Raw genomic sequence first — 22564 nt, forward strand, 5'->3', positions numbered from 1 at the left:
CAGGGGCGGGGCAGGCGATGCCCCAGGATGGGGCCTCGGCGAGAGGGTGGTGCGCTGAGGTGCATCATTGTGGTGCTGCCGCTGGGCGGCAGCCGTGCTCAGAAGGGGGCGTCAATTCACGCCGGGGAAGGCGTCGACGTATTGGATGGTGAAGTCGGGAAAGGAGTCGACGATCTGGACCTTGTAATCGGGAAAGCTGTTGACGATTTTCCACTCGCCTGGCGAGTCGGCAAACGCGTTCACCTGCTTCACCTTCAGGTCGGGAAAGGAGTGCACCACCTTGACTTTGTAGTCGGGAAAACTGTCGACGAAGTGGATGTTGCCGTAGATCCTCGACACATCGACTGAGCTTGCGGCCCAGGCGGAAGAGCAAGCGATCATCAGCAGCGAGAGAGAAGCGGTTTTCCACATAAGGCTCATCCTGAGAAAAGTACCGCGCGCAGTCTAAAGGCAATGCGCGCCCCTCGAAAGCATCCCTCTTGTCCCCATTTTTGAGCGGGCTTGCCAGTGATCAGGCCCCCGAATTTTGTAGAAGTCTCAAGACCGTGATCGCCGGCAAGCCGGCGCCTACAAGGTCGGGTTCACGACGGGCAGCCAATCCAACCCCACCTAGCGATCAGTCCTTCAAATTTGAAGGCCGTGATCGTCGGCAACGGGGTTACGGCATGGCGTTAACGGCGGCGCATCAGGCCGATGAAGAACAGGCCGCCGATGGCCGCGGTGGCGATGCCGATGGGCAGGTCTTCGGGGGCGATCAGGGTGCGGGCAGCGACGTCGACCCAGACCAGGAACAGGCTGCCCAGCAGCACGCACACCGGCAACAGGCGACGGTGCTCGGCACCCACCAGGCGTCGGGCGATGTGCGGCACCATGAGCCCGACAAAACCGATGGAGCCGCTGATGGACACCAGCACCCCGGTCATCAGCGACGCAATCAGGAACACCCGCAAGCGCACGTTGCGCGCGTTCAGCCCCAGGGTCACGGCGGTCTGTTCGCCGGCCATCAGCGCATTCAGCGGCCGGGCCATGCCCAGCAGCAACAGCAGCCCCACCAGCACGCTGGCCGCGGGCACGGCCAGCAGTTCCCAGCGCGCCAGGCCGAGGCCGCCGAGCATCCAGAACATCACCGCCGAACTGGCCCGGTGGTCGCCCATAAACAGCAACAGGTTGGCCGCCGCCATCATCACGAAGGACACCGCCACCCCGCACAGCAGCAACCGGTCACTGTCCAGGCGGCCGTGGCGGGCGGCGATGCCGAGCACCAGCAGCATGCTCAGCAGGGCGCCGATAAAGGCCGCCAGGGGCAAGGTCAGCAGGCCGATGATTTCCCCCACATGCAGCACCACGATCACCGCGCCGAGCGTGGCGCCCGAGGTCACCCCCAGCAGGTGCGGGTCGGCCAGGGGGTTGCGCGTCACCGCTTGCAGCACCGCGCCGATCAACGCCAAGCCGGCGCCCACCAGGGCACCGAGGAGCATGCGCGGTACGCGGATCAGCCAGACGATATGTTCCTGGCCCGCAGTCCAGTCCACGGCGCCCAGGCCCAGGGCCTTGTGCAGCAGAATGCGCCAGACCACCTCCACCGGCACCCGCGCCGGGCCAAAGCCCAGGGACAGCACGCACGACAACAGCAGCGCGGCGCCCAGGAACATCAGCAACACGGCATAACGACGGCTGGTCATTCGCCGTGGAAACCTTTGGCCAGGGTTTCCACCGCCAGCACGTTGTCGATGCCCGGGGTGGCTTGCACGTAGGGGATGACGATAAAGCGCTGGTTCTTGATGGCGTCCACCGATTGCAGGGCCTTGTTGGCCAGGAGGAATTGCTGCTTCTGCTCGGCGGTGACTTCGCTGTAGTCGACGATGACGATCACCTGCGGGTTGCGCTCGACCACGGTTTCCCAGTTGACCCGGGTCCAGCTGGCGTCGACGTCATCGAGGATATTGCGCCCGCCGGCGGCGTCGATCAGCGCTTGGGGCATGCCCAGGCGCCCGGAGGTCATGGCCCGGTCTTCACCGCTGTCGTAGAGGAACACCCGGGGCTTGTCCTTGGGCAGGTCCTGTTGCACCTCGGCCACCTGGGCTTGCATCTGCGCGATCAGGGTATTGGCGCGGTCTTGCACGTCGAAGATCCGGCCCAGGTTGCGCAGGTCGTTGTAGGTGTCGTCGAGGCTGGCGGCCGGGCGCTTCATGACAAAGGCGCACGACTCGGTCAGCTCATACACATTGATGCCCAGGGGCGCCAGGGTTTGCGGGGTCAGGTCGCCGCCGATGCGCATGCCGTAGTCCCAGCCGGCGAAAAGGAAATCAACGTTGGCGTTGAGCAGGGTTTCCACCGACGGGTACTTGGGCGCCAGCTCCGGCAGGCCGTCCAGCAGGCTGCTCATTTGCGGGGTCACGGCCTTCCAGCCGCTGATGCCGCTGTAGCCGACCATGCGCGACTTGAGCCCCAGGGCCAGCATCATCTGGGTCATGTTGATGTCATGGCTCAGGGCGTGGCGGGGCGCTTCCTTGAACGTCACGTCGCGGTTGCAACTGTGCACGGTCAAAGGGTAACGGGTGGCTTCGGCAAAGGCTGGGGCGGCGCCCAGGAACAGGGCCAGGCACAGGCTGGAGCGGAGCAGGGAGCGCAAGGTCATGGTTGGGTTATCCAGGTAATGCGTGGGTAGCCGGACAGCGGATGGCGGTCGACCAGGGCCTCGACGCCAAACACCTCGCGCAACAGCTCGACGGTGAGGACTTCGGTGGGGGTGCCACTGGCGACGATGCGTCCGTGGTGGATGACGTACAGCCGGTCGCAGAAGGCGGCGGCCAGGTTCAGGTCGTGGATGCTGGCCAGGGTGCCGATGCCCAGGCGTTTCACCCGTTGCAGCAGTTCCAGCTGGTAGCGCGGGTCAAGGTGGTTGGTGGGCTCGTCGAGCACCAGCAGTTGCGGCTGTTGGGTCAGGGCCCGGGCCAGGATCACTCGCTGCTTTTCCCCGCCCGAGAGGGTGGCGAAGGCGTGGTCTTCAAAGCCCAGCAGGCCCACCGATTCCAGGGCGTCGCGGGCGATGCGCCGGTCTTCCAGGCTGTCACCGTCGAACAGGCCCTTGTGTGGCGTGCGGCCCATGGCGACCACCTCCTCCACGCTCAGGCCGAAGGCGTCGGGAAACTCCTGCAGGACCACGGCGATGCGTTGTGCGCACCAGCGTGGCGACTGCTTCCAGACGTTGTGATGGGCCAGTTGCACCTCGCCCTGTTGCGGCTTGCTGAAACGGTAGGCGCAGCGCAGCAGGCTGGTCTTGCCGCTGCCATTGGGGCCGATCAGGCCGACGAACTCGCCGGGCGCCACCTGCAGGCTGGCGTCACGCAGTTGGAACTGGTGATGACAGTGGCCCTGGCCCAAGGGCGTCCAGGCCAGATTGGTGAGGTTCAGCGAGGTCATGGGTGTCCGATGGCAGGGTTAGAAGGTGTAGTCGGCCGTGAGGAAAAACGAGCGGGGTTCGCCGAGGATCCATTGTTGGCCGTCATTGTATTGGCTTTGAGCGTATTGGCGATCGAACAGATTGTTCAGTTCAAGGCCCAGGGTGGTATTGGGCAGGGCTTTCCACGACAGCGTCGCATCCACCACGGTGTAGCTGGGCAGCTCATTGCGGTTGGCCATGTCGGCGTAGCGGGCATCCACATAGCGCACGCCGGCACCGGCTTGCAGTTGGTCATTGAGGGCCTTGCTCAGCCACAGGTTGGCGGTGCGCCGGGGCACATCCACCGGGCGGTTGCCATCGCGGGAGACCTGCACGCCGTTGACGTCCTGCTGGAAGTCGTCGTACTGGGCTCGGACAAAGGCCGCGTTGGCCTGCAGTTGCCAGGCGTCGGGCAATTGCAGGTCGAGGCTGGCTTCCAGGCCGTTGGAGGATTGCTGGCCGACCTGCTGCTTGAGGTTCGGGTCGCCAGGCACATCGGTCAGCAGCTTCTTTTTCACGATGTGGTAGGCCGCCAGGGTCCATTCGCCACGTTGGTTCCAGAACAGCTGCTTGAGGCCGATCTCGCTTTGCCGGGCGCTGGACAGGTCGAACTGCTGTTGGCTCGGGCTCAGGGAGATCAGCCCGCCGACCCCATCGGTGCTGGTGGAGTACTGGCCGTACAACGAGGTGTCCGCGGTCACCGCGAACACCAGCCCGGCCTTCCAGTTGTTGCCGGTCAGGGTCTTGTCGCTCTGGCTGGCGTCCACCAGGTTGTCGCGGTCGACGTGCACGTAGTCACGACGAATGCCGGTCACCAGGGACCAGCGCTCGCTGAGTTGGGTGCGGTTTTCGGCAAAGGCCGACATCTGCTTGGTGGTGGTCTTGAACTGATCGCGGTAGGCGTCTGAGCTGGAGAAGCCGCCCTGGACCGGATTGTTCGGGTCCAGGGGCTGGCCGCCGAGCGGTGCGTCGGTGAATGGCGAGTTGTTTTTCAGGTGGAAGCGAATCCGGTTGTAGTCCACGCCGGTCAGGGTCTGGCTGTCGAGGCCAAACAGGCTGTGCTTGAAGGTAAAGGTCTGGCGGTCGCCCACCTGTTCTTGCTGGTGGCCGATGGCGAAGTAGCCGCTGCGGCTCAGTTGCTGGGTCGCAGCGTTCCAGTTGTAGTTCTCAGCGTTCTGCCAGCGACGCTGGGCCTTGAGGTAGTACAGCTCGTTGCTGGCGCTGAGGTGATCGGAGATTTGCCACTCGCTGGTCAGGCGGGTCCATTGATCGTTGTAGTGCTGTTTGTCGTCGCTGACGTTGTAGTTCTTGTCCCGCAGGCTTTTGTGGAAGCGGCCGTCGATCAGCGGCGTACCGAAGCTGTTCATCGGGTTCTGGTCGCCGTAGTCGTGGGCCAGGGTGAAGGCCAGGTCGTCGCTGGCCTGCCAGCGCAGCGCGGCGCTGACGAAGTCGCCAGAGGAATCGCCACGGTCGATCCAGCCGTTGCTGCGCAGGCGATTGAGGTTCAGCCGATAGCTCAGGGTGTCACTCAGGGAGCCACCACTGTCCAGGGCCTGTTGCTGGCGGTCGTAGGAGCCGTAGCCCAGGCGCAGGTGGTTTTCGATCTCGCCGCTGAAGGGCTTTTTCGGCACGGTGTTGATTACCGCCCCGGTGGCGCCTTCGCCGTACAGCACCGACGCCGGGCCGCGCAGCACGTCCACCCGTTCCACGGCCCAGCTGTCCACCGGGAAGGTCACGGTGCCCATGCCGCTGTACATACGGTTGCCGTCATAGAGTTGCATCACTGAGCCCTGGCCGGTAAAGCCCCGCGCCGACAGCGAGGTGCCGCCGTCGCCCGGGGTGCCGGTACGGCTGATGCCGGTGCTGCGGGACACGGCGTCCTGCACGCTGCGATCGCCCCGGGCGCGAATGCGTTCGCCGCTCAGGCTTTCGGTGCTGGCCGGGGTCTGCAAGGCGCTGAGGTTGAGGCGGGAACCGGCGCTGGTCGGGGTTTGCAGGCTGACGGTGTCGCTGTCATTGGCGGGCGCGGTGATGGTGCCGGTGGGCAAGGTCAATGGCTGGGCCGAATCTGCATGGGCGTTGGTGGCCAGGGGCAGCAGGCAAAGGCTGGAAAGCAGGTATTTGTTCATGGGGACTTTGAGTCGCTTCTTCGAGGAGGCTGCCCGCGGCCATAAAACCGCGGGCATGGATCTTACACTTAAATGTTACTAAGTAACATTTGTGGCGCTCGACATTAAAGCGCCCGAAGTTTACAGACCCTTCTACCGCGCGCATCTCGGCTGTTTCATGTTGAAGATGAAGTGGATTCAGTCGAGCGGTTGAAGCGCGACAGCAGCAGCTTGTCCAGCAGCCAGACGGCGATCAGCGACGCCCCGACCAGGGGAAAGGCCAGCGCCAGGCCCGCCATCACCAGCATCGCGGTTTTCCATTTCGGCAAGTCATGACGCAGCGGTGGCACCCCGAGCCGACCCTGGGGACGACGCTGCCACCAGATCACCAGGCCACTGATGGCGCTGAGCATGATCATCAGGCAGACCACCAGCACCACCAACTGATTGATGCGCCCGAACAGTTTGCCCTCGTGCAGCATCACGCCCATTTCAGTGGCGCGGGCGACCAGGCTGTATTGCTCCCAGCGCACATCGGCCAGGACCTTGCCGGTGTATTGATCGACATGCAGGGTGGCGTCGTTGCGCGGGTCATCGGCAAACACGGCGACGGTGAACACGCCGCTGGCGCTGGTGGGCAGGGTAATGCTGTAGCCCGGCTCGACCTGGCGCTGTTCGGCGGTGTCCTGCACCTGTTGCAGGCTGATCACCGGTGCCGCCGGCGCGCTGCTGGCGCCGCTGTGGGCCATGTGCTCGGCGTGGTCGCCGGACATCGGCATCGGCGTGTTTTCCATGGCCCAGGGCACGGTCTGGCGAGTGGCGCTGTTGAGCACCCGGGCCTGCTCGTCGGACTTGGGCACGTCGTTCCACATGGCCGCCGGAAAACGGTTCCACAGGTCGGCGTACTGCTTGCCCCAGAAACCGGTCCAGGTCATGCCGCTGAGCAGCATCAACAACAGCAGGGCGGCGCCCCAGAAGCCGGTCACGGCATGCAGGTCGCGCCACAGCACACGGCCACGGCTGCTGAAGCGGGGCCAGAGTACGCCGGCCGACGATTTGCCCCGGGGCCACCACAGGTACAGGCCCGAGACCACCAGCACGATGCCCCAGCCGGCGGCCAGCTCCACCAGGCGGTCGCCCACGGTGCCGATCATCAGCTCGCCATGAATGGCCCGGGCCACGGCCTGCAAGTGGGTCTTGGCGTTCTGCTCGCCGAGAATGTCACCGTGGTAGGGGTCGACGAACACATTGAGTTCGTCGGCCCCCTTTTGCACCACGAATTGCGCGCTGCGTTCGGCGTTGATCGGCGGCAGGTACTGTTTGATCTGCGCCTGGGGGTAAGCCGCCTGTACCCGTTTGAGCTGTTCGTCGGCGCTGAGGCGGTGATGCCCGGCCGGGACGTTGAGCAGCTCGCCATACATCAGCGGGTCGAGCTGGGGTTTGAACAGGTAGATGATGCCAGTCAAAGACAGCATCACCATGAACGGGGCCACGAACAGCCCGGCGTAGAAGTGCCAGCGCCAGGCCAGGTTGTAGAACGAGGGTTTGGGTCGGGTCATCAGGGAGCGCTCCGCATAGGCCTTTATTGTGTTGTTTGTGTCGCTTGATCGCTGGCGAGCCGGCTCCAGGAGTCGGCCCGTCGGCGATGGGCGTTAGAAGCTCAGGTCAACCTTGGTCCAGAGCGTGCGCCCCGGTTCATTGATGGCCTGTGGGTTATCCGCCGGGTAACCGAAACCGGCATTGCCCGCCAGGTTCAGGTGCTCGGCGTAGGCTTTGCCGAACAGGTTGTCGACGCCGCTGCTGAGCTTGAGGTTCTTGTTGACGCGGTACGCCCCGTTCAGGGAGAACACACCAAAACCACCGCTCTTGCCGAAGTCCTTGCCGACCACGTTGCCCTGGTTGCTGGCGATGCGGTTTTGCGCCGCGACCACCCGCCACAGGGCCCCGGCGCTCCAGCTGTCCTCACTGTAGGTCAGGCCCAAACGCCCATCCAGCGGGGGCATTTGCGGCAGCGCCTTGCCGTCGCTGCTGTTTTTGCCCCAGGCATAGGCGAGCGTGGCGTCGGCTTTCCAGTGGCTGCTCAGGCGGTAGGCCGCGCCCAGTTCGCCGCCCATGATGCGGGCGTCGATGTTTTGCGCCTGGGAGGTGCTGCCCATCATCCCTGGGGTGTAGGTGAACAGGATGTAGTCTCGTACCTGGCCGATGTAGCCCGAGGCCCAGGCCTCGAGGTCGTCGCTCTTGTATTGCAGGCCGACGTCCAGTTGGGTGGTTTTTTCCGGCTTGACCGCATCGAAGGCATTGCGCGATCCGTCGGGCCCGCTGTCCGGCGAAAACAGCTCCCAGTAATCGGGAAAGCGCTGGGTGTGGCCGAGGCCGGCGTAGACCGTGGTCGGGCTGTCGGCCAGGTCGTGTTCGTAACGCACAAAGCCGCTGGGCAGGGTGTCGGCACGGGTGTCGCCGGCCGTGGGGTTGTCCCGGGCGGTCATGCCCGAACCGATGCGCTGGCGGTAATCCTTGGCCGAGGCGCGGTCCAGGCGCGCACCGCCGATCAGCCGGTCGCGTTCGGCGGCGTACCAGGTCAGTTCGCTGAAGACCCCGTAGTTGTGGAAGTCGGCATCCTGGGTGCGCGACAGCGCCTTGTAGGTGTCGACACCGCTGGCAGAGCGCTGACGGTGCTCGCTGCCCTGGGCGTCGAGACCACCGATCAACTGCACGTCTTCCCAGCGCCAGGTGGCCTTGATCCGCCCACCGAGGGTCCGGCGATCGACGTTGGAGGCCATGGGCCCGGCCATCATTCCGGTGCCGGAGGGCGTGCGCAGGCTGTAGTTGTCCATCACGTGGTCGGCGTAGTTGTAGTAGACCTGGGCCTCAACCTTATCCAGCACTTCGCCGAGGTTGGATTGTTCGAAACGCAAGCCCAGGCTTTCGCGCTTGAACTGCGAACCGTCCATGCCGCGTCCGGCGTAACGGGCCTCGCCGTCGCCCTTGCCGGCGGTCAGCTCCAGCAGGGTGTCGGCATTCGGGGTCCAGCCCAGGGCCACGTCGCCGTTCCACTTGTCGTAGCGCGAGGCCACGGTGTCGTGGTTGCCATCCCGGTAGTCGTCGGAGTGGGCGCTGTTACCGATCACCCGCACATAGCCCAGGGGGCCGCCCGCCGCAGCGTCCAGGGTTTTGTCGAAACGGCCGTTGGAGCCGGCCAGCAGGCTGGCGTTGACCCGGGTGCCGAGTTCGCCGAACTGCTCCGGTTCCCGTTCGAAGAGCACGGTGCCGGCCGAGGCGCCCGGACCCCACAGCACGGTTTGCGGGCCCTTGATCACGGTCAGCCGATCGTAGGTTTCCGGGGCGATGTAGGAGGTCGGTGCATCCATGCGGCCGGGGCAGGCGCCGAGCATCATGCCGCCGTTGCTGAGAATGTTCAGCCGCGAGCCGAACATGCCGCGCAGCACCGGGTCGCCATTGGTGCCGCCGTTGCGCACCAGGGCGAAGCCGGGGAGGGTCTTCAGGTAGTCGCCGCCGTCACTGGCCGGCACCGGTTGGCGCGGGTCCTTGGGGTTGGTCACCAGGGTCAGGGGGGAACTGGGGGCGACCGCGGTGATCACGGTCGGGCTGAGTTCTTCCTCATGCTGACGGTGATCCACGCGCGCGTCGTCGGCCATCGCCATCGGGGCCAGCAGGGCGCCGCAAAACAGCGCCATGGCTTGGGTGAAGTGCAGCCGCAGCGCTGTGGCGGCAAAGGTGTCGCAGGCCCGGGCAGCGCCCAGGCGAGAGTGGGCAGAAAACATAAATGTTCCATCGATCGGTCATAAGCCGCACGGCCACAAACATCCTGCTGTCAGTCGACAGCCGGCCGTGCACGGTGAAGGAAGGGCTTACGCGAAGATCGGTGGCGCGCGGCTGCGGGCGCCGGGGAACACGGTCTGCCGGGCGTGGCCCAGGCGCGTGGAGGGCGTGAGGAAGGTGTTGGCGGGGGCTGTATTCAGGGCATCGAATGACAGACCGGAAGGCAGTGCCGGGCAGCTGAACAGCAGGCTGCAATAGCCGCATTTTTCCCACAGCACATGCTGCTCACCCTTAGGCTGGCCTTGGGGTTGCGCGTGATGAGTATTGCCGTGGCAGCCGGGTTCGCCGCTGGGCATGTCCATGTTCATGGACAGGCTCATCGGCATCGTGTGATCCATCGGCATCGCTTGGGAAATCAGCGGGCCGATAAAGATCATCAGCATGGCGAACAGACTGATCCAGCTGCCGCGCCGAACGCATGGGGCGTTACGGCGAGGGCGGCGGCGTCGGGTGCCAGGCGAGCGCAGGGCGTTCACGGTGGGCCGTCGTCAGGGGCTACTGGGCGTGCTTGTGCTCGTGGCTAGCCTCGGGAGCCTGCTTCTGCACCGCAACCTCGACCGTGACATTGCCGGCCTTCTCGAAGTGCAGGGTCAGGGGGAAGCGCTTGCCGTCCACCAACAGGCTGCGGTCTTTAAGCTCCAGCAGCATCACGTGATAGGCCATGGGGGCGAAGGCCACTTCGCCACCGGCTGCAACCACCACCTGGGGCACCTGTTGCATCTTCATCAGGTCGCCCTGCATGACGTGTTCGTGCAGCTCGGCCTTACCGGCAATCGGCGAGTCGACGCTGAGCAGGGTGTCGGCGGTCTTGCCGTTGTTGTGCACCACGAAGTAGGCCGCGACCGTCGGTGCGTTCGGCGGCAATTCCTGGGACCAGGGATGGGCAATCTGTAGTTCGCCGACCTTGTACTCATGGGCGTTGGCGAAAGCAGTGGGCAGCAGCAGGGCGGCCAGCAGCAGGGATTGCAAGACCGGGAAGGGTTTGAACATGGCAGTTCTCCAGAACGATTCAAAAACGCAGATCACTTGCGAAAGGGAATCATGCCAGAGGCGGGGCGCCGGGGTTCAGGCTCGGCCATTGCTGGCGCGGGCTGGGGCGTGCGAATGGAGGAATCTGGAGCGTGCCGGCAAAGGCTTCGAGGCGCTCCAGAGGCAATGACGGAACGTGCCCGGGCAAGGCCACCCAGGGCGCGGCGCCTGAGCAGCACCAGCAATGCTGCATGTTGGAATGGTCGTCGTTCTGCGGGGCTTTTTGCTCGAACTTGCCCAGGGAGATCGCCACCATTTTGGTGCCGGTGGAGGAGCAGAAACTGCCCCACAACAATTGCTCGGTACTGCCGGTGTCGTTGCGCGGCATGGCCCCCGAAAGCGGCATGGCCAGCATGTTGAACAGCACTGCGAAGCAGGCGATCCAGGCAAATGCGAGCCGTTGTCGGGACATGGGGGCGATCCGTCGGTTGGGCGATCAGGCGGGTATTTAGCCTGATCGCTGTGGATAAGTAAAAATGCCGTGTGCGGTGTGGTGTCGCAGTGCCGCCTCAGGCCGGGCTGACGTGGAGTTTCAGCCCCAGCGCCTTCATGACCTTGATGATAGTCGCGAACTCGGGATTGCCCTGGCTGCCCAGGGCTTTGTACAGGCTTTCGCGGCCCAGGCCTGTGTCGCGGGCGACCTGGGTCATGCCGCGGGCACGGGCGATGTCGTTCAGGGCTGCGCGGATCAGCACGCCGTCGCCGGCATCCTCGTCGAAGCAGGCGTCCAGGTAGGTGACCATTTCCTGCGGGGTCTTGAGGTGCTCCGCCGCGTCAAAACGGGTCATTACTCGGGTCATGTGCAGTCCTCACTCTTGAGCGCATGTGCCAGTCGCCGGGCACGTTGAATGTCACGGGGTTGGGAATCCTTGTCGCCGCCGATCAGCAGTAGGTAGAGCACCTGGCCCCGGCGGGAGAAATACACCCAGTAGCCGGGCCCGCGATGAATACGCATTTCGTAGACACCGCCCCCTACCGCTTCGCAGTCGCCGAAATGGCCCAACTGCGCAGCCCTGACCCTGGCCAGTACCCGGGACTTGCCCACGGGGTCCTTCAGGGTTTGGAACCAGCGGACGAATACGGGGGTCTGTTCAAAGATAAGCATGGAAAATGTAGTCCTTGGGATACAGTCCGGCAAGCCAACGGCCAGGCTGACGGTGGATGGGCCGACGAGCGGCCGAGCGGCCAGCGCGGTCGCTCGTCGAGGCTGTCCAAGGACGTTAATGCAGGGGCTTTTTAAATTCTGTCAGGTGATTCGCCCACTACTGTCGGGCGGGTCTGTTTGTTGTGTCAGGCCTGGGGCAGGTGGCCCAGGGCCTGCAGCATCTGGGCCGGCGTGCTGAAGCAGCGGTCGGCCTCGGGCAGTGTCGGGCGCTTGAGTACCAGCACCGGCAGGCCCCGTTCACGGGCCACTTGCAGCTTGGGTTCGGTGGCGCCGCTGCCGCTGTTCTTGCTGATCAGCACATCGATCCGGCGCTGCTCGAACAGCTTGCGCTCGTCTTCCAGGACAAAGGGCCCGCGGGCGCCCAGCACTTCGCAACGGGCATTTCCCGGGTAAGTCTCCAGGGCACGCAGGGTCCAGAATTGCCCCTCGGGGATTTCATCCAGATGCGCCAGGGGCTCGCGCCCCAGGGTAAACAGCGGCCGTTGGAAGGGCGCCAGGGCGAGCACCAACTCTGCCCAGTCGGCCACCTCTTGCCAGTTATCCCCAGCCTGCGCTTGCCAGGCAGGACGGCGCAGGGCCCAGCAGGGAATGCCGCTCAGTTGCGCCGCGCGTACTGCGTTGTGGCTGATTTGCGCCGCATAGGGATGAGTCGCGTCCAGCAGCAGGTCAATGCCCGCGTCTCGGATAAATTGCGCCAGGCCCTCGGCGCCGCCATAACCGCCGACCCGCACTTGGCAGCGCAAGTCGGTGGGCACACGGCCCACGCCGGCCAGGCTGTAGATATGTTCCGGGCCCAGGGTGCGAGCGATGGCCAGGGCTTCGGTGACGCCCCCCAGGAGTAACACGCGCTTCATGCAAAGGCTCCGGCGTGGCCGACGATGCCGCCTTGGCGGTCGATGGCAAAGACTTCCACCTGGACTTGGGCCGGCACCACGCTGCGGGCGAAGTCCAGGGCGTGCTGGCACACCGCGTCACCGAGGGCGATGCCGGCAGCGCTGGCCATGGCCAGGGCTTGCTGGCTTGTATTGGCCTCGCGAATGGCCTGTTGCAGCGCGGCATCGGCGCCGATCGCCGCGGCCCATTCGGCCAGTTGCGGCAGGTCGATGCTGGAATGGCGGCTGTGCAGGTCCATGTGCCCGGCCGCCAGTTTGCTGATCTTGCCGAAGCCGCCGCACAGGCTGAGCTTATCCACAGGCACTTTGCGCAGGTGCTTGAGCACCGCGCCGACAAAGTCGCCCATTTCGATCAGGGCGATTTCCGGCAGGTTGTAGACCCGGCGCATGGTGTCTTCGCTGGCGTTGCCGGTGCAGGCGGCAATGTGCAGGTAACCGTTGGTTTTGGCCACGTCGATGCCCTGGTGGATCGAGGCGATGTAGGCCGCGCAGGAAAACGGCCGGACAATGCCGCTGGTGCCGAGAATCGACAGCCCGCCGAGAATGCCCAGGCGCGGGTTCATGGTTTTCAGGGCCAGGGCGGCGCCGTCCTCGACGTTCACCGTGACCTCAAAGCCGCCCGGGTAGCCTTGTTCTGCGGCCAGTTGCAGCAGGTGTTCGCTGATCATTTTGCGCGGCACCGGGTTGATCGCCGGCTCACCCACGGCCAGTACCAACCCGGGGCGGGTCACGGTGCCAACGCCTGTGCCTGCGATAAAACGCACCCCGGGTTCGGTGGTCAGGCGCACTTGGGAATACAGCAGGGCACCGTGGGTCACGTCCGGATCGTCACCGGCGTCCTTGATCGTGCCGGCTTCGGCGCCGTCGGCCGTGGCGCGGCAGAACTCCAGGCGCATCTGCACCTGCTTGCCTTTGGGCAGGGTGATGTCCACGGCATCCGCATGGCTGCCCCCCAACAGCAACCGCGCCGCCGCCAGGCTGGTGGCCGTGGCGCAGCTGCCGGTGGTCAGCCCGCTGCGCAGTGGGGCGGGTTGTTCGGCGGTTTCATCACGCATCAAACACCCCTACGGCATCAGCCGCGTCCCTTTGGAACAAGCGTGCTCGCGATGGCTGCGCGACGGTGTTGGTGGCGGGCCCGATCGCCGGCAAGCCGGCTCCTACAGGGGGCGTTGCGGTTGTCTGGGCGGGCGCTATTGCCGGCAAGCCTGATGTTACGGGGTTCATAGGGGTTTGCTGACGTCGAGCAGGGTGATCGGCAACGCCTGGCGCCAGGTGTCGAACTCCCCCAGGGGCTGGGCCTGGGCGATGTGGATGCGGGTTAGTTCGCCGCCATGTTTTTCACGCCAGGCCATCAGGGTCATTTCGCTTTGCAGGGTCACGGCGTTGGCCACCAGGCGGCCGCCGGGCTTGAGCTGTTCCCAGCAGGTGTCCAGCACCCCTTCACGGGTCACGCCGCCGCCGATAAAAATCGCGTCCGGGCGCTCCAGGCCGGCCAAGGCCTGGGGGGCGCGGCCGCGAATCAATTGCAGGCCGGGTACGCCGAGGCTGTCGCGGTTGCGTTCGATCAACTGCTGCCGGCCGTCATCGGCTTCAATCGCCAGGGCTCGGCAACTCGGGTGCGCGCGCATCCATTCGATGCCGATGGAGCCGCTGCCGGCGCCCACGTCCCAGAGCAGTTCCCCGGGCACCGGCGCCAGGCGCGCCAGAGTCATGGCACGGACATCGCGCTTGGTCAGTTGGCCGTCATGTTCGAAGGCCGAGTCGGGCAAGCCGGCCAGGCGCGACAGGCGCGGGGTGGCTGTTTCGGCGCGGCAGTCGATGGCCAGCAGGTTGAGGTCGGCAATCAGCCGGTCGCTCCACTCGTGGGCGGTGCCTTCGATCCGCCGTTCGGCTTCGCCGCCCAGGTGTTCCAGCACCGTGAGCCGGCTTGGGCCGAAACCCCGTTCGCGCAGCAATTTGGCGATGGCCGCCGGGCTGTGCCCGTCGTTGCACAGCACCAGCAAACGCACGCCGCTGAACAGTTGGGCATTGAGCGCGGCAATGGGGCGCGCCACCACCGACAGGGTGACCACGTCTTGCAGCGGCCAGCCCAGGCGCGCCGCCGCCAGGGAATAGGACGAGGGCGAGGGCAATACGTGCATGTCTTCCCGGGCCACCTGCCGCGCCAGGCTGGCGCCGACGCCGAAGAGCATGGGGTCACCGCTGGCCAGCACGCACACTGCCGTGCCGCGTAACGCCAGCACCGGCTCCAGGGAGAACGGACTGGGCCACACTTGGCGTTCGCCACGAATACACACTGGCAATAAATCCAGTTGCCGCTGGCCGCCCACAATCCGCGAAGCGCCCATCAGGGCACGCCGGGCGTTCTTGCCCAGGCCCTTGAAGCCGTCTTCACCGATTCCCACTACTGTCAGCCAGGGCGACATTGCTATTCCTCGAACGTCAAATGTGTTCTTCCGACCGGCAGGCTTTTCATGCCTTTGGACAAAGCAGGCATAATACCGCGCCTTCGCCCGCGAAGCGCCTTTCCCACACTGCCGGTTACCCCCTTGAACGAACGCCCGATGTCCACCGCCTTACGCCCCTCGGCTTGCCCGGGGTTGCTGCGTATCGTCCCGGCGATCGATGGCGGTATCTGCCGGATCAAGCTGGCGGGTGGGGCCATCAGCGCCGCCCAGGCCTGCGCCGTGGCCCAGGCGGCCGAGCGTTATGCGGGCGGGGTGATCGAGGCGACCAACCGCGCCAACCTGCAGATCCGCGGTATTGGCGCGCAACACTCGGCGTTGATCGGCGAGTTGCTGGCCGCTGGCCTGGGCCCGACCACCGCGGCCGGTGATGATGTGCGCAACCTGATGCTCAGCCCCACGGCGGGGATCGACCGGCAGATGCTCATCGACACCCGCCCGCTGGCCGAGCAGATTCTGGCCACCCTGCAGAACCATCCGCGCTTTCACCAGTTGTCGGCCAAGTTCGCCGTGCAACTCGATGGCGGTGAAGCCCTGGCGATGCTCGAACATCACCACGACCTGTGGCTGGCCGCCTTCATGCACGAGGGGCAGCCGAGGTTGGCCTTTGGCCTGGCCGGTTGCCCTGTGGATAACCCTCTGGCCAGCGTCGCGTTGGAAGCGGGGCATGAGCTGGTGGTGGCGGTGCTGGAGCTGTTTCTCGATGGGGCCCGGCCCGAGCAGACGCGCATGCGCCACCTGCTGTCGGAGTCTTCGCCGGATCAGTTGCTGGCGCAGTTGGCTGCACGTTTGAGCGCGCCCTTGCTCCGCATCGATGCCTGGCAGCGTCCGGCTGCTGCGGGCCTGTTGCACATCGGCACTTATCCACAGGCGGACCCGGCCCGGGTCTACGTCGGCGTCGTGGCCGCCCTGGGGCGGCTCGACCCGCATATGCTCAGAGGCGTGGCCCAACTGGCCAGTGAATGGGGCGATGGCACCCTGCGCTTCACTCCTTGGCAAAGCCTGCTGCTGCCGAACCTGCGGGTGGCCGATGCCCCTGAGGTCACCCGGCGCCTGGCGCAGTTGGGCCTGCTTTGCTCGGCGGACCAGGCCTTGGCGCAACTGGTGGCCTGCACCGGCTCCAGCGGCTGCGCCAAGGGCCTGGCTGAAACCAAGGGCGACGCCCTGCAACTGGCCAAGCTGCTGCAACGTCATGACCAGACCCTGAATGTTCACCTGTCCGGGTGCTCGCGCTCCTGCGCCTGTGCCCATGTGGCGCCCGCCACCTTGCTGGCCGTCGCCCCCGGGCGCTACGACCTCTATTTTCGCGATGCCGCGCAGCCGGGTTTCGGCACGCTGCACGCACGCAACCTCTCTATTGAAGCGGCTGGCGCATTGCTCGATGCCCGCCCACGGAGCAACACCGATGATTGATTACATCCGCGACGGTCAGGAGATCTATCGCAACTCCTTCGCCATCATTCGCGAAGAAGCCAAGCTGGAGCGCATCCCGGCCGACCTGGAAAAACTCGCGGTGCGGGTGATTCATGCCTGCGGCATGGTCGAGGCGATCGATGGCCTGCAGTTCTCCGAAGGGGCCGGCAAGGCCGGGCGCGAGGCCCTGGCGGCCGGTGCGCCGATCCTCTGCGATGCGCGGATGGTCTCCGAAGGGGTGACCCGGGCGCGCCTGCCGGCGAACAACCAAGTGATCTGCACCCTGCGCGACGAAAGCGTTCCAGACTTGGCCCGCGAGCTGGGTAATACCCGCTCGGCGGCGGCCCTGGAACTGTGGCGCCCGCACCTGGAAGGCAGCGTGGTGGTGATTGGCAATGCGCCAACGGCTTTGTTCTATCTGCTGGAAATGCTTGATGCCGGCGCCCCCAAACCGGCGCTGATCCTCGGCTTCCCGGTGGGTTTTGTCGGCGCCGCGGAATCCAAGGCCATGCTCGCCGCCGACAGCCGCGGTGTGCCCTTTGTGATCATGCAAGGTCGCCTCGGTGGCAGCGCCATGGCTGCCGCCGCCGTCAACGCCCTGGCCACGGAGATTGAATGATGCAGCAACCTGGACGTTTGATCGGCCTCGGCGTGGGCCCGGGTGACCCGGAACTGATTACGGTCAAAGCCCTGCGCCTGCTGCGCGAGTCGCCGGTGGTGGCGTACTTCGTCGCCAAGGGCAAAAAGGGCAACGCCTTCGGCATCATCGAAGCGCACCTGCAAGCCGCCCAGACACTGATGCCACTGGTGTACCCGGTGACCACCGAAGCCCTGCCGGCGCCGCTGTCCTACGAGCAAGTGATCAGCGACTTCTACGACAGCGCTGCCGAAGACCTGGCCCTGCATCTGGATGCCGGCCGTGACGTGGCGGTGATCTGTGAAGGCGACCCGTTCTTCTACGGTTCCTACATGTACCTGCACGACCGCCTGGCCGAGCGCTACCAGGCTGAAGTGGTGCCGGGTGTGTGCTCCATGCTGGGTGGTGCTTCGGTGCTGGGTGCGCCGCTGGTGTATCGCAACCAGAGCCTGTCGGTGCTCTCTGGCGTGCTGCCCCACGACGAACTCAAGCGTCGCCTGGCCGATGCCGATGCGGCGGTGGTGATGAAGTTGGGGCGCAACTTCCCCAAGGTGCGCCAGGTGCTGGAAGAGCTGGGGCTGGCCGAGCGTGCGCTGTACGTCGAGCGCGCCACCATGGCCAACCAGAAGATTGTGCCGCTGGATGAGGTGGTGCCGATGTCGTCGCCGTACTTCTCGCTGATCATCGTTCCCGGTGAAAGGTGGCAAGGCTGATGACCCGTTCAACACCAGCGATTGTGATTCTCGGCCAGGGCAGCCTGGCCACGGCGCGCAGGCTCCAGCAGCTGTACCCGGATGCGCTGATCCACGGCCTGGCCGAGCGGGTCGAGGGTGCGGACCGCAGCTATCACGAGTTCGGCGCCACCTTGCGCCAGCTTTATCAACAGAACACGCCGATCATTGCCCTGTGCGCTGCCGGCATCGTCATCCGTACCTTGGCGCCGTTGCTCCTGGAGAAGGGCGCCGAGCCGCCGGTGCTGGCCGTGGCCGAAGACGGCAGCGCGGTGGTGCCGTTGCTCGGTGGCCTGGGCGGGGTCAACGTCATGGCCCGGGAAATGGCTGCCGGCCTGGGTGTGGCCGCGGCCATCACCACCAGCGGCGAGCTACGTTTTGGCACCTGCCTGCTCAACCCGCCCAGCGGCTATGCCCTGGGTGACCTGGAGCTGGGCAAGCGCTTTGTCTCCGACCTGCTGGGCGGTGAAAGCGTGCGCATTGAAGGCGCCGCGCCCTGGCTGGCCGAGGCCAAGTTGCCGGAAGACGCGCACGCACGCCTGAGCATTCACGTTGGCTCCACCGAGCGCGAACCCACGGCCAATGAACTGCTGATCTACCCCCGCAGCGTCCTCATCGCCTGTAGGCGCCGGCTTGCCGGCGATAGCGCCATCAGCCTCGCCGAGTCGATCCGCCAAGCCTTGCACCAGGCCAACATCGCGGTGCAGTCCCTGGCCTGCCTGCTGGCCGCCGACACGGACATGGCTGACCGAGCCCTGCACGACGCAGCCGCCGAACTGGGGGTGCCCCTGCGTTTCGCCCCGGCCGCCAACAGCGTGGTCGAACTGGCGCAACAGGCCGTGCCGCAATTGTTGCCACCCATCAGCAGCGGCGACGATCTGGCCATCGCCGTCGCCAACCAGCCCCTGGACCCCGAGCAGATCGGCCGTTCTCGCGGCCGCCTGGCGGTGATCGGCCTCGGCCCTGGCGCCGCCGAACTGATGGTGCCGGCGGTGAAGGCCGAACTGGCTCGGGCCAATGACATCCTCGGTTACGAAACCTACGTGCGCATGGCCGGGCCGTTCCGTGCCGATCAGGTCATGCACTGCACCGATAACCGTGAAGAAATGCAGCGCGCGCGCCACGCCTTCGAACTGGCCGCCCAAGGTCGCTCTGTGGTGGTGGTGTCGTCCGGTGACCCGGGCGTATTCGCCATGGCCGCCGCCGTGCTGGAAGCCCTGCACGAGTCCACGGACCCGGCCTGGCACAACGTCGACCTGGAAATGCTCCCCGGTGTGTCCGCGTCCCTGGCCACCGCCGCCCAGGCCGGTGCGCCGCTGGGCCATGACTTCTGCGTGCTGTCGCTGTCGGACAACCTCAAGCCGTGGGCCATCATCGAAAAACGCCTGGAGCTCGCCTCCCAGGCGGACCTGGCGTTGGCGTTCTACAACCCGATTTCCCGGTCACGGCCGTGGCAACTGGGGCGTGCCCTGGAAATCGTCCGCCAGCACCGAACGCCGGAAACACCGGTGGTCCTGGGCCGGGACATCGGCCGGCCCGGGCAGACGTTGCGGGTCATCACCCTTGGCGCCCTGACCCCGGAACAGGTGGATATGCGCACCATGGTACTGGTGGGATCGTCCACCACCTGCACCTTCCCCAAGGCGAGTGGTGGCGAGTGGGTGTATACGCCGAGGTGGTACAAGGGCAGTTGAAAGTGGGGAGTGGCAAGCGGCAAGTTTGAAGCTGGCAGGGGGCCTTGTAGGCGCTGGCTTGCCAGCGATGAGGCCCTATCTGCCCACGGGGCGGCTTATTGGTCTTCCGGCGCTTGCGCGGTCAGCAGCCAGGTGATGAATTCGAAGAAGCTGCTCCACCGGGCGGGCATGCGGCCGTTGATGAAGTCTTCCCGGTGCCCGAGGTCGAAGTCCCAGACGCCACCGCTGTTGTTGTCCAGCAGGTAGCCGCCTTCGCCTTGCAGGGAGGTGAAGGCGATGAAGTGCTGCGGCAGTTCCCAGACCTCGTGAATGAACTCGGTGCCCATCAGGATTTGTTCGGTAGGCTCGGCGAGGTCACAGAGCATTTCGTCGCTGGCGCGGCTTTTGAAGTCGGCGGGGCAGTAAGCCAGGTAGATCTGTGCGAACTCGCTGTCCAGGGCGATGCCCAGCCTGTTCAGGGCCTGGGTCACCTGGGCGACGTCGGCACGCGGGCGGAGGTCGGGCTGGGCTTCGATCAGGGCGATCAGTTGCGCGGGAATCATTGGCTGTCCTCGGTCGCCAGTGGCCATTTGTCCAAGGGCAAATGCGACCTGTTGAGGGCGAAGTGTTCCCGAGCCTGGCCCAGGGTCATGTGGTTCGGCCCGCTCGGCACATCCAACGCTTCGTTGCCGTCATCCTCCCAGCCACACAGGTCGCAGATTTCATACTGACCCCGCGTCGATAAGGTTCGATAAGCGCAGCAAGGGCAGGCCTCCAGTTGCTCACACCCTGGGCTGACGATGCAGTCGCCGAGCCCGGCTTCATGCAGGCAGCGCATCAGATAGCGGTGAGTGACACCCCGGTATTCGGCGCGCAGGGCGATCATCAGCAGAGGGGCGTAGCGCGGGTTCAGCCCATCGTCGGGGGGCTCCGATTCGTCCAGGATCTGCTGTTGCAGGTCTGGCGGCAGTGTGGCGAATTCTTGGTCGTCGCCATCGAGCCCCCACCAATTCAGCAGGTGGCTGGCTCGGGCGGCGGCGTCGAGGCTGGACAGCCGATGTTCGCTCAGGCGCTCGATGGCTTGGGTGGCGGTGAGGTTTTCCATGGGAGCTCGGTGTGCAGTCGTGGGCGTCATGGCCAGGTCAGGGTCAATTGGTCGGGGCGGTCGATGGGGATGCGCACCCGGACCCCGGAGGTCGACTCGGCATCAACATGCTGGTCCTGGATCTCGACCCGGCTGAAGGGGTTGGTGTCCCTGAAGGCAATCAACCAGATCAACTGATCCGAGCCCTTTTCCTGCAAGGCGACAAAACCATCGCCGCCATAGCCTGCCGTCTCGCCGCCCTTGGCATAAAAGGGCTGCGGGCCGTCGGCGCAGCAGCTCAGGGTGGTGATGAAGTCCGGATCTTGTTCGGGCTGATAGTCCAGGGCCGGCATCCAGATTTTGTTGAGTAACTGGCTGTGTTGATAGGGCAGGTCGAACAGGCAGTAAAAACCAATGCTCAGGACCAGGCAGTTTGCCTGGGGGAAGCATTCGTCCTGCCATTGTTCCTGGATAAAAGCCATGTCGGCGCTGTAGGGCATGTTGTTTCCGATCCTTTCGATCCGTTACAGGCTGGGCACCATCAGGAAGCCTGCATAGTAAGCGCAGTGCCCGGGGTAGCCGGGGCGTGCGTCGCAGGGTTTAAGGCAGCCTTGGGTGCCATTGGGAAAACGCGCGGCCACCGACATCGCGAAACCGTAGGTGGGCGTGGTCACGGCAAAGCTGTTTTCGCACACAGCCTTGGTGCTGTAAGTGAAGGTCATGGATTCTCGCCGTCCGTTCTGGGCGAAGGCCACCTCGAAGCTGTTGAGGCTTTTCCAGCCCGACAGGGGCAGCACCACAAAGCGATAGCGGGTGCTGTCGAGCTTGTGCCCCATGACCCGCAGCGAGTGGGTGGCCGAGTCGGTTTTCGGCGAAGGGTAGGGCAAGGCCAACAGCGCCCGTGGGTCGCCGAGCACGCCGAGCTCGAAGCCGATGCCTTTCTGGTAGAACGGGATCTCGATGTTCGGGTAGCCGTCGATTTTTACGTATCGGCTGGACGCGTAAGGCCCTGAAGTCTCGGGCTTGTAGTCCGGCGCCTGGGCAAAGGTGACCTCGAGTTCCAGCACTGCATCGGCGGTCTTGGCATCTTCGCTGCGAATATCGCTGGGGCGCTCGCTGCCATGGCTGGCGCAACCGGCCAGCAGGGCGACGGTGGTGAGTTGCAGCAGGCGTTGCCCTAGAGAAGTCGGCATCACTCAATGCTCCGTCTTGAGAGGGCTGGAGGTCAGGCCTAGGCCCTTGAGTTGCCAGGAGCCTTGCACCTGCTGCCAGGTAAAATGCTGGCCGACCCATTGCACCTGCAGGGCATGGTGCAGGCGGTTCTGGTCGATGCGCCGGCCTTCGTCCAGGGCTTTGCGAGCGCGGGCGCCGGCCTCCTCGAACAGTGGCCAGAGTTGCTTGCCATTCAGCTCCTTGCTGATCGGCAACTGGGCGTAGACCCCGCGTTCCACCGAGCTGAGCAGCAACCCTTCCTTGGCCAGGAACGCCGCGCTGTGGTTGTCCGGCGCGACAGAGACCAGCATCGCGTAGTGGGAAAAGCCCCAGCCGGGCAGCCGCTCGTCGAACCACAGGACGTGCCCGGTCGAGGGTACGAAGGCACGTGCGCCTTCGGGAAACAGCAGCAGGTCCTGGCGTCCGGGTTGCGCCTGGCCCCAATCGGGCTCGTCACGGCTTTTGACCGGGCTGAGGATGCGCGCCAGGGGCGTGTCGTTCTGCACTGCGATCACCACCGTGCCGACGCCCATCCACTCGATGGTGGTCGCCAGCAGCACCGGCTGGCCGTTCCGGGTCGCGCCCGTGGGCCGGACATCGGTGATTTGCCAGGCATTCAGTGGTCGGTAGGGCCGGCCCTTGTAGGTGATTTCCAGGGTGCTGATGGACGACTTGCCGCGAAAGACATGGAAGTCGCCAAACTGCTCGCTGTAGCCGCTGAGGTAGTCGAGCTTGGCGTTGTGTGGCGCACGTGTCGCTTCCGCCGCCACCAGCGGTTGCGCCACGAACATGGCCAGCGCCAGGCAACATCCGCGAGCGTTGCAGGCACGCCATAGGCGTTGCAGAAGTTTGGAGGCTGCGTCCGTGCCGAG

Annotated in this window: 24 protein-coding genes; 4 read left to right on the forward strand and 20 right to left on the reverse strand. The window is 65.3% G+C overall.

The genetic code is table 11. The features are described from left to right. Positions 1–111 precede the first annotated feature (111 nt). The 15 genes from M1B34_RS00860 to cbiE form a co-directional block, all read right to left on the reverse strand. Positions 112–411, reverse strand: coding sequence for a 7(1) septoil knot domain-containing protein (locus M1B34_RS00860; RefSeq protein WP_268264179.1), 300 nt, complete (start codon positions 409–411; stop codon positions 112–114). A gap of 260 nt (positions 412–671) precedes the next feature. After that, positions 672–1682, reverse strand: a complete 1011-nt coding sequence (locus M1B34_RS00865) for a FecCD family ABC transporter permease (RefSeq protein WP_123329674.1) — start codon at positions 1680–1682, stop codon at positions 672–674. After that, positions 1679–2638 (reverse strand): ABC transporter substrate-binding protein, encoded by a 960-nt coding sequence (locus tag M1B34_RS00870; RefSeq protein ID WP_268262972.1) that lies wholly within the window; start codon positions 2636–2638, stop codon positions 1679–1681. The genes M1B34_RS00865 and M1B34_RS00870 overlap by 4 nt, the downstream gene beginning before the upstream one ends. Beyond that, positions 2635–3423 (reverse strand): ABC transporter ATP-binding protein, encoded by a 789-nt coding sequence (locus M1B34_RS00875; protein ID WP_268264180.1) that lies wholly within the window; start codon positions 3421–3423, stop codon positions 2635–2637. The genes M1B34_RS00870 and M1B34_RS00875 overlap by 4 nt, the downstream gene beginning before the upstream one ends. Positions 3424–3441: 18 nt before the next feature. Continuing rightward, positions 3442–5571, reverse strand: a complete 2130-nt coding sequence (locus tag M1B34_RS00880; protein ID WP_268264181.1) for a TonB-dependent receptor — start codon at positions 5569–5571, stop codon at positions 3442–3444. Positions 5572–5726: 155 nt separating this feature from the next. Then, a complete protein-coding gene (locus tag M1B34_RS00885; RefSeq protein WP_268264182.1) occupies positions 5727–7109 on the reverse strand; it encodes a PepSY-associated TM helix domain-containing protein in 1383 nt (460 codons plus the stop codon). A 93-nt stretch (positions 7110–7202) separates the two neighbouring features. Then, the gene (locus tag M1B34_RS00890) at positions 7203–9332 is read right to left on the reverse strand and encodes a TonB-dependent copper receptor (protein ID WP_268264183.1); all 2130 of its coding nucleotides are present in this window, start codon (positions 9330–9332) and stop codon (positions 7203–7205) included. Positions 9333–9419: 87 nt separating this feature from the next. Continuing rightward, on the reverse strand, positions 9420–9857 hold the full coding sequence (locus M1B34_RS00895; protein WP_268264225.1) for a DUF2946 domain-containing protein: 438 nt from the start codon (positions 9855–9857) through the stop codon (positions 9420–9422). 28 nt (positions 9858–9885) lie between these two features. Beyond that, positions 9886–10380, reverse strand: a complete 495-nt coding sequence (locus M1B34_RS00900; protein WP_123329687.1) for a copper chaperone PCu(A)C — start codon at positions 10378–10380, stop codon at positions 9886–9888. 49 nt (positions 10381–10429) lie between these two features. Next, entirely contained in the window at positions 10430–10831 is a 402-nt protein-coding gene (locus M1B34_RS00905; RefSeq protein WP_268264184.1) for a DUF2946 domain-containing protein, read from the reverse strand. Positions 10832–10928: 97 nt separating this feature from the next. Continuing rightward, a complete protein-coding gene (locus tag M1B34_RS00910) occupies positions 10929–11219 on the reverse strand; it encodes an addiction module antidote protein (protein ID WP_268264185.1) in 291 nt (96 codons plus the stop codon). Further along, positions 11216–11524, reverse strand: a complete 309-nt coding sequence (locus M1B34_RS00915) for a type II toxin-antitoxin system RelE/ParE family toxin (RefSeq protein ID WP_268264186.1) — start codon at positions 11522–11524, stop codon at positions 11216–11218. The genes M1B34_RS00910 and M1B34_RS00915 overlap by 4 nt, the downstream gene beginning before the upstream one ends. A gap of 185 nt (positions 11525–11709) precedes the next feature. Continuing rightward, complete coding sequence (locus tag M1B34_RS00920) at positions 11710–12438, reverse strand: cobalt-precorrin-6A reductase (RefSeq protein ID WP_268264187.1); 729 nt, start codon at positions 12436–12438, stop codon at positions 11710–11712. Next, entirely contained in the window at positions 12435–13532 is a 1098-nt protein-coding gene (locus tag M1B34_RS00925) for a cobalt-precorrin-5B (C(1))-methyltransferase (RefSeq protein ID WP_268262981.1), read from the reverse strand. Before M1B34_RS00925 ends, M1B34_RS00920 begins: the two co-directional genes overlap by 4 nt. A gap of 165 nt (positions 13533–13697) precedes the next feature. Then, positions 13698–14903 (reverse strand): precorrin-6y C5,15-methyltransferase (decarboxylating) subunit CbiE, encoded by a 1206-nt coding sequence (gene cbiE, locus M1B34_RS00930; protein ID WP_268264188.1) that lies wholly within the window; start codon positions 14901–14903, stop codon positions 13698–13700. A gap of 138 nt (positions 14904–15041) precedes the next feature. Here cbiE and cobG point away from each other — a divergent pair, with 138 nt between their 5' ends. From cobG to cobJ, 4 genes are read left to right on the forward strand one after another with little or no spacing between them, the layout of a single operon-like run. Continuing rightward, entirely contained in the window at positions 15042–16355 is a 1314-nt protein-coding gene (cobG, locus tag M1B34_RS00935; RefSeq protein ID WP_279653085.1) for a precorrin-3B synthase, read from the forward strand. After that, positions 16348–16974, forward strand: coding sequence for a precorrin-8X methylmutase (locus tag M1B34_RS00940; protein ID WP_123329703.1), 627 nt, complete (start codon positions 16348–16350; stop codon positions 16972–16974). Before cobG ends, M1B34_RS00940 begins: the two co-directional genes overlap by 8 nt. Further along, a complete protein-coding gene (locus M1B34_RS00945; protein ID WP_123329705.1) occupies positions 16974–17705 on the forward strand; it encodes a precorrin-2 C(20)-methyltransferase in 732 nt (243 codons plus the stop codon). Before M1B34_RS00940 ends, M1B34_RS00945 begins: the two co-directional genes overlap by 1 nt. Next, positions 17705–19417 (forward strand): precorrin-3B C(17)-methyltransferase, encoded by a 1713-nt coding sequence (gene cobJ / locus M1B34_RS00950; protein WP_268264190.1) that lies wholly within the window; start codon positions 17705–17707, stop codon positions 19415–19417. Before M1B34_RS00945 ends, cobJ begins: the two co-directional genes overlap by 1 nt. A 95-nt stretch (positions 19418–19512) precedes the next feature. Here cobJ and M1B34_RS00955 read toward each other — a convergent pair whose 3' ends face one another. The 5 genes from M1B34_RS00955 to M1B34_RS00975 are packed head-to-tail and all read right to left on the reverse strand — an operon-like array spanning position 19513 to position 22483. Then, positions 19513–19959, reverse strand: a complete 447-nt coding sequence (locus M1B34_RS00955; RefSeq protein ID WP_123329709.1) for an SMI1/KNR4 family protein — start codon at positions 19957–19959, stop codon at positions 19513–19515. Then, on the reverse strand, positions 19956–20501 hold the full coding sequence (locus M1B34_RS00960) for a CPCC family cysteine-rich protein (protein ID WP_123329710.1): 546 nt from the start codon (positions 20499–20501) through the stop codon (positions 19956–19958). The genes M1B34_RS00955 and M1B34_RS00960 overlap by 4 nt, the downstream gene beginning before the upstream one ends. A 26-nt stretch (positions 20502–20527) precedes the next feature. Beyond that, the gene (locus tag M1B34_RS00965; protein ID WP_268264191.1) at positions 20528–20980 is read right to left on the reverse strand and encodes a hypothetical protein; all 453 of its coding nucleotides are present in this window, start codon (positions 20978–20980) and stop codon (positions 20528–20530) included. 24 nt (positions 20981–21004) lie between these two features. Further along, positions 21005–21673 (reverse strand): hypothetical protein, encoded by a 669-nt coding sequence (locus M1B34_RS00970; RefSeq protein ID WP_268264192.1) that lies wholly within the window; start codon positions 21671–21673, stop codon positions 21005–21007. 3 nt (positions 21674–21676) lie between these two features. Beyond that, entirely contained in the window at positions 21677–22483 is an 807-nt protein-coding gene (locus tag M1B34_RS00975; protein ID WP_268264193.1) for a hypothetical protein, read from the reverse strand. Positions 22484–22564: the final 81 nt, after the last annotated feature.

The organism is Pseudomonas morbosilactucae (assembly GCF_023241715.1).
GTDB classification, from domain to species: Bacteria; Pseudomonadota; Gammaproteobacteria; order Pseudomonadales; family Pseudomonadaceae; genus Aquipseudomonas; species Aquipseudomonas morbosilactucae.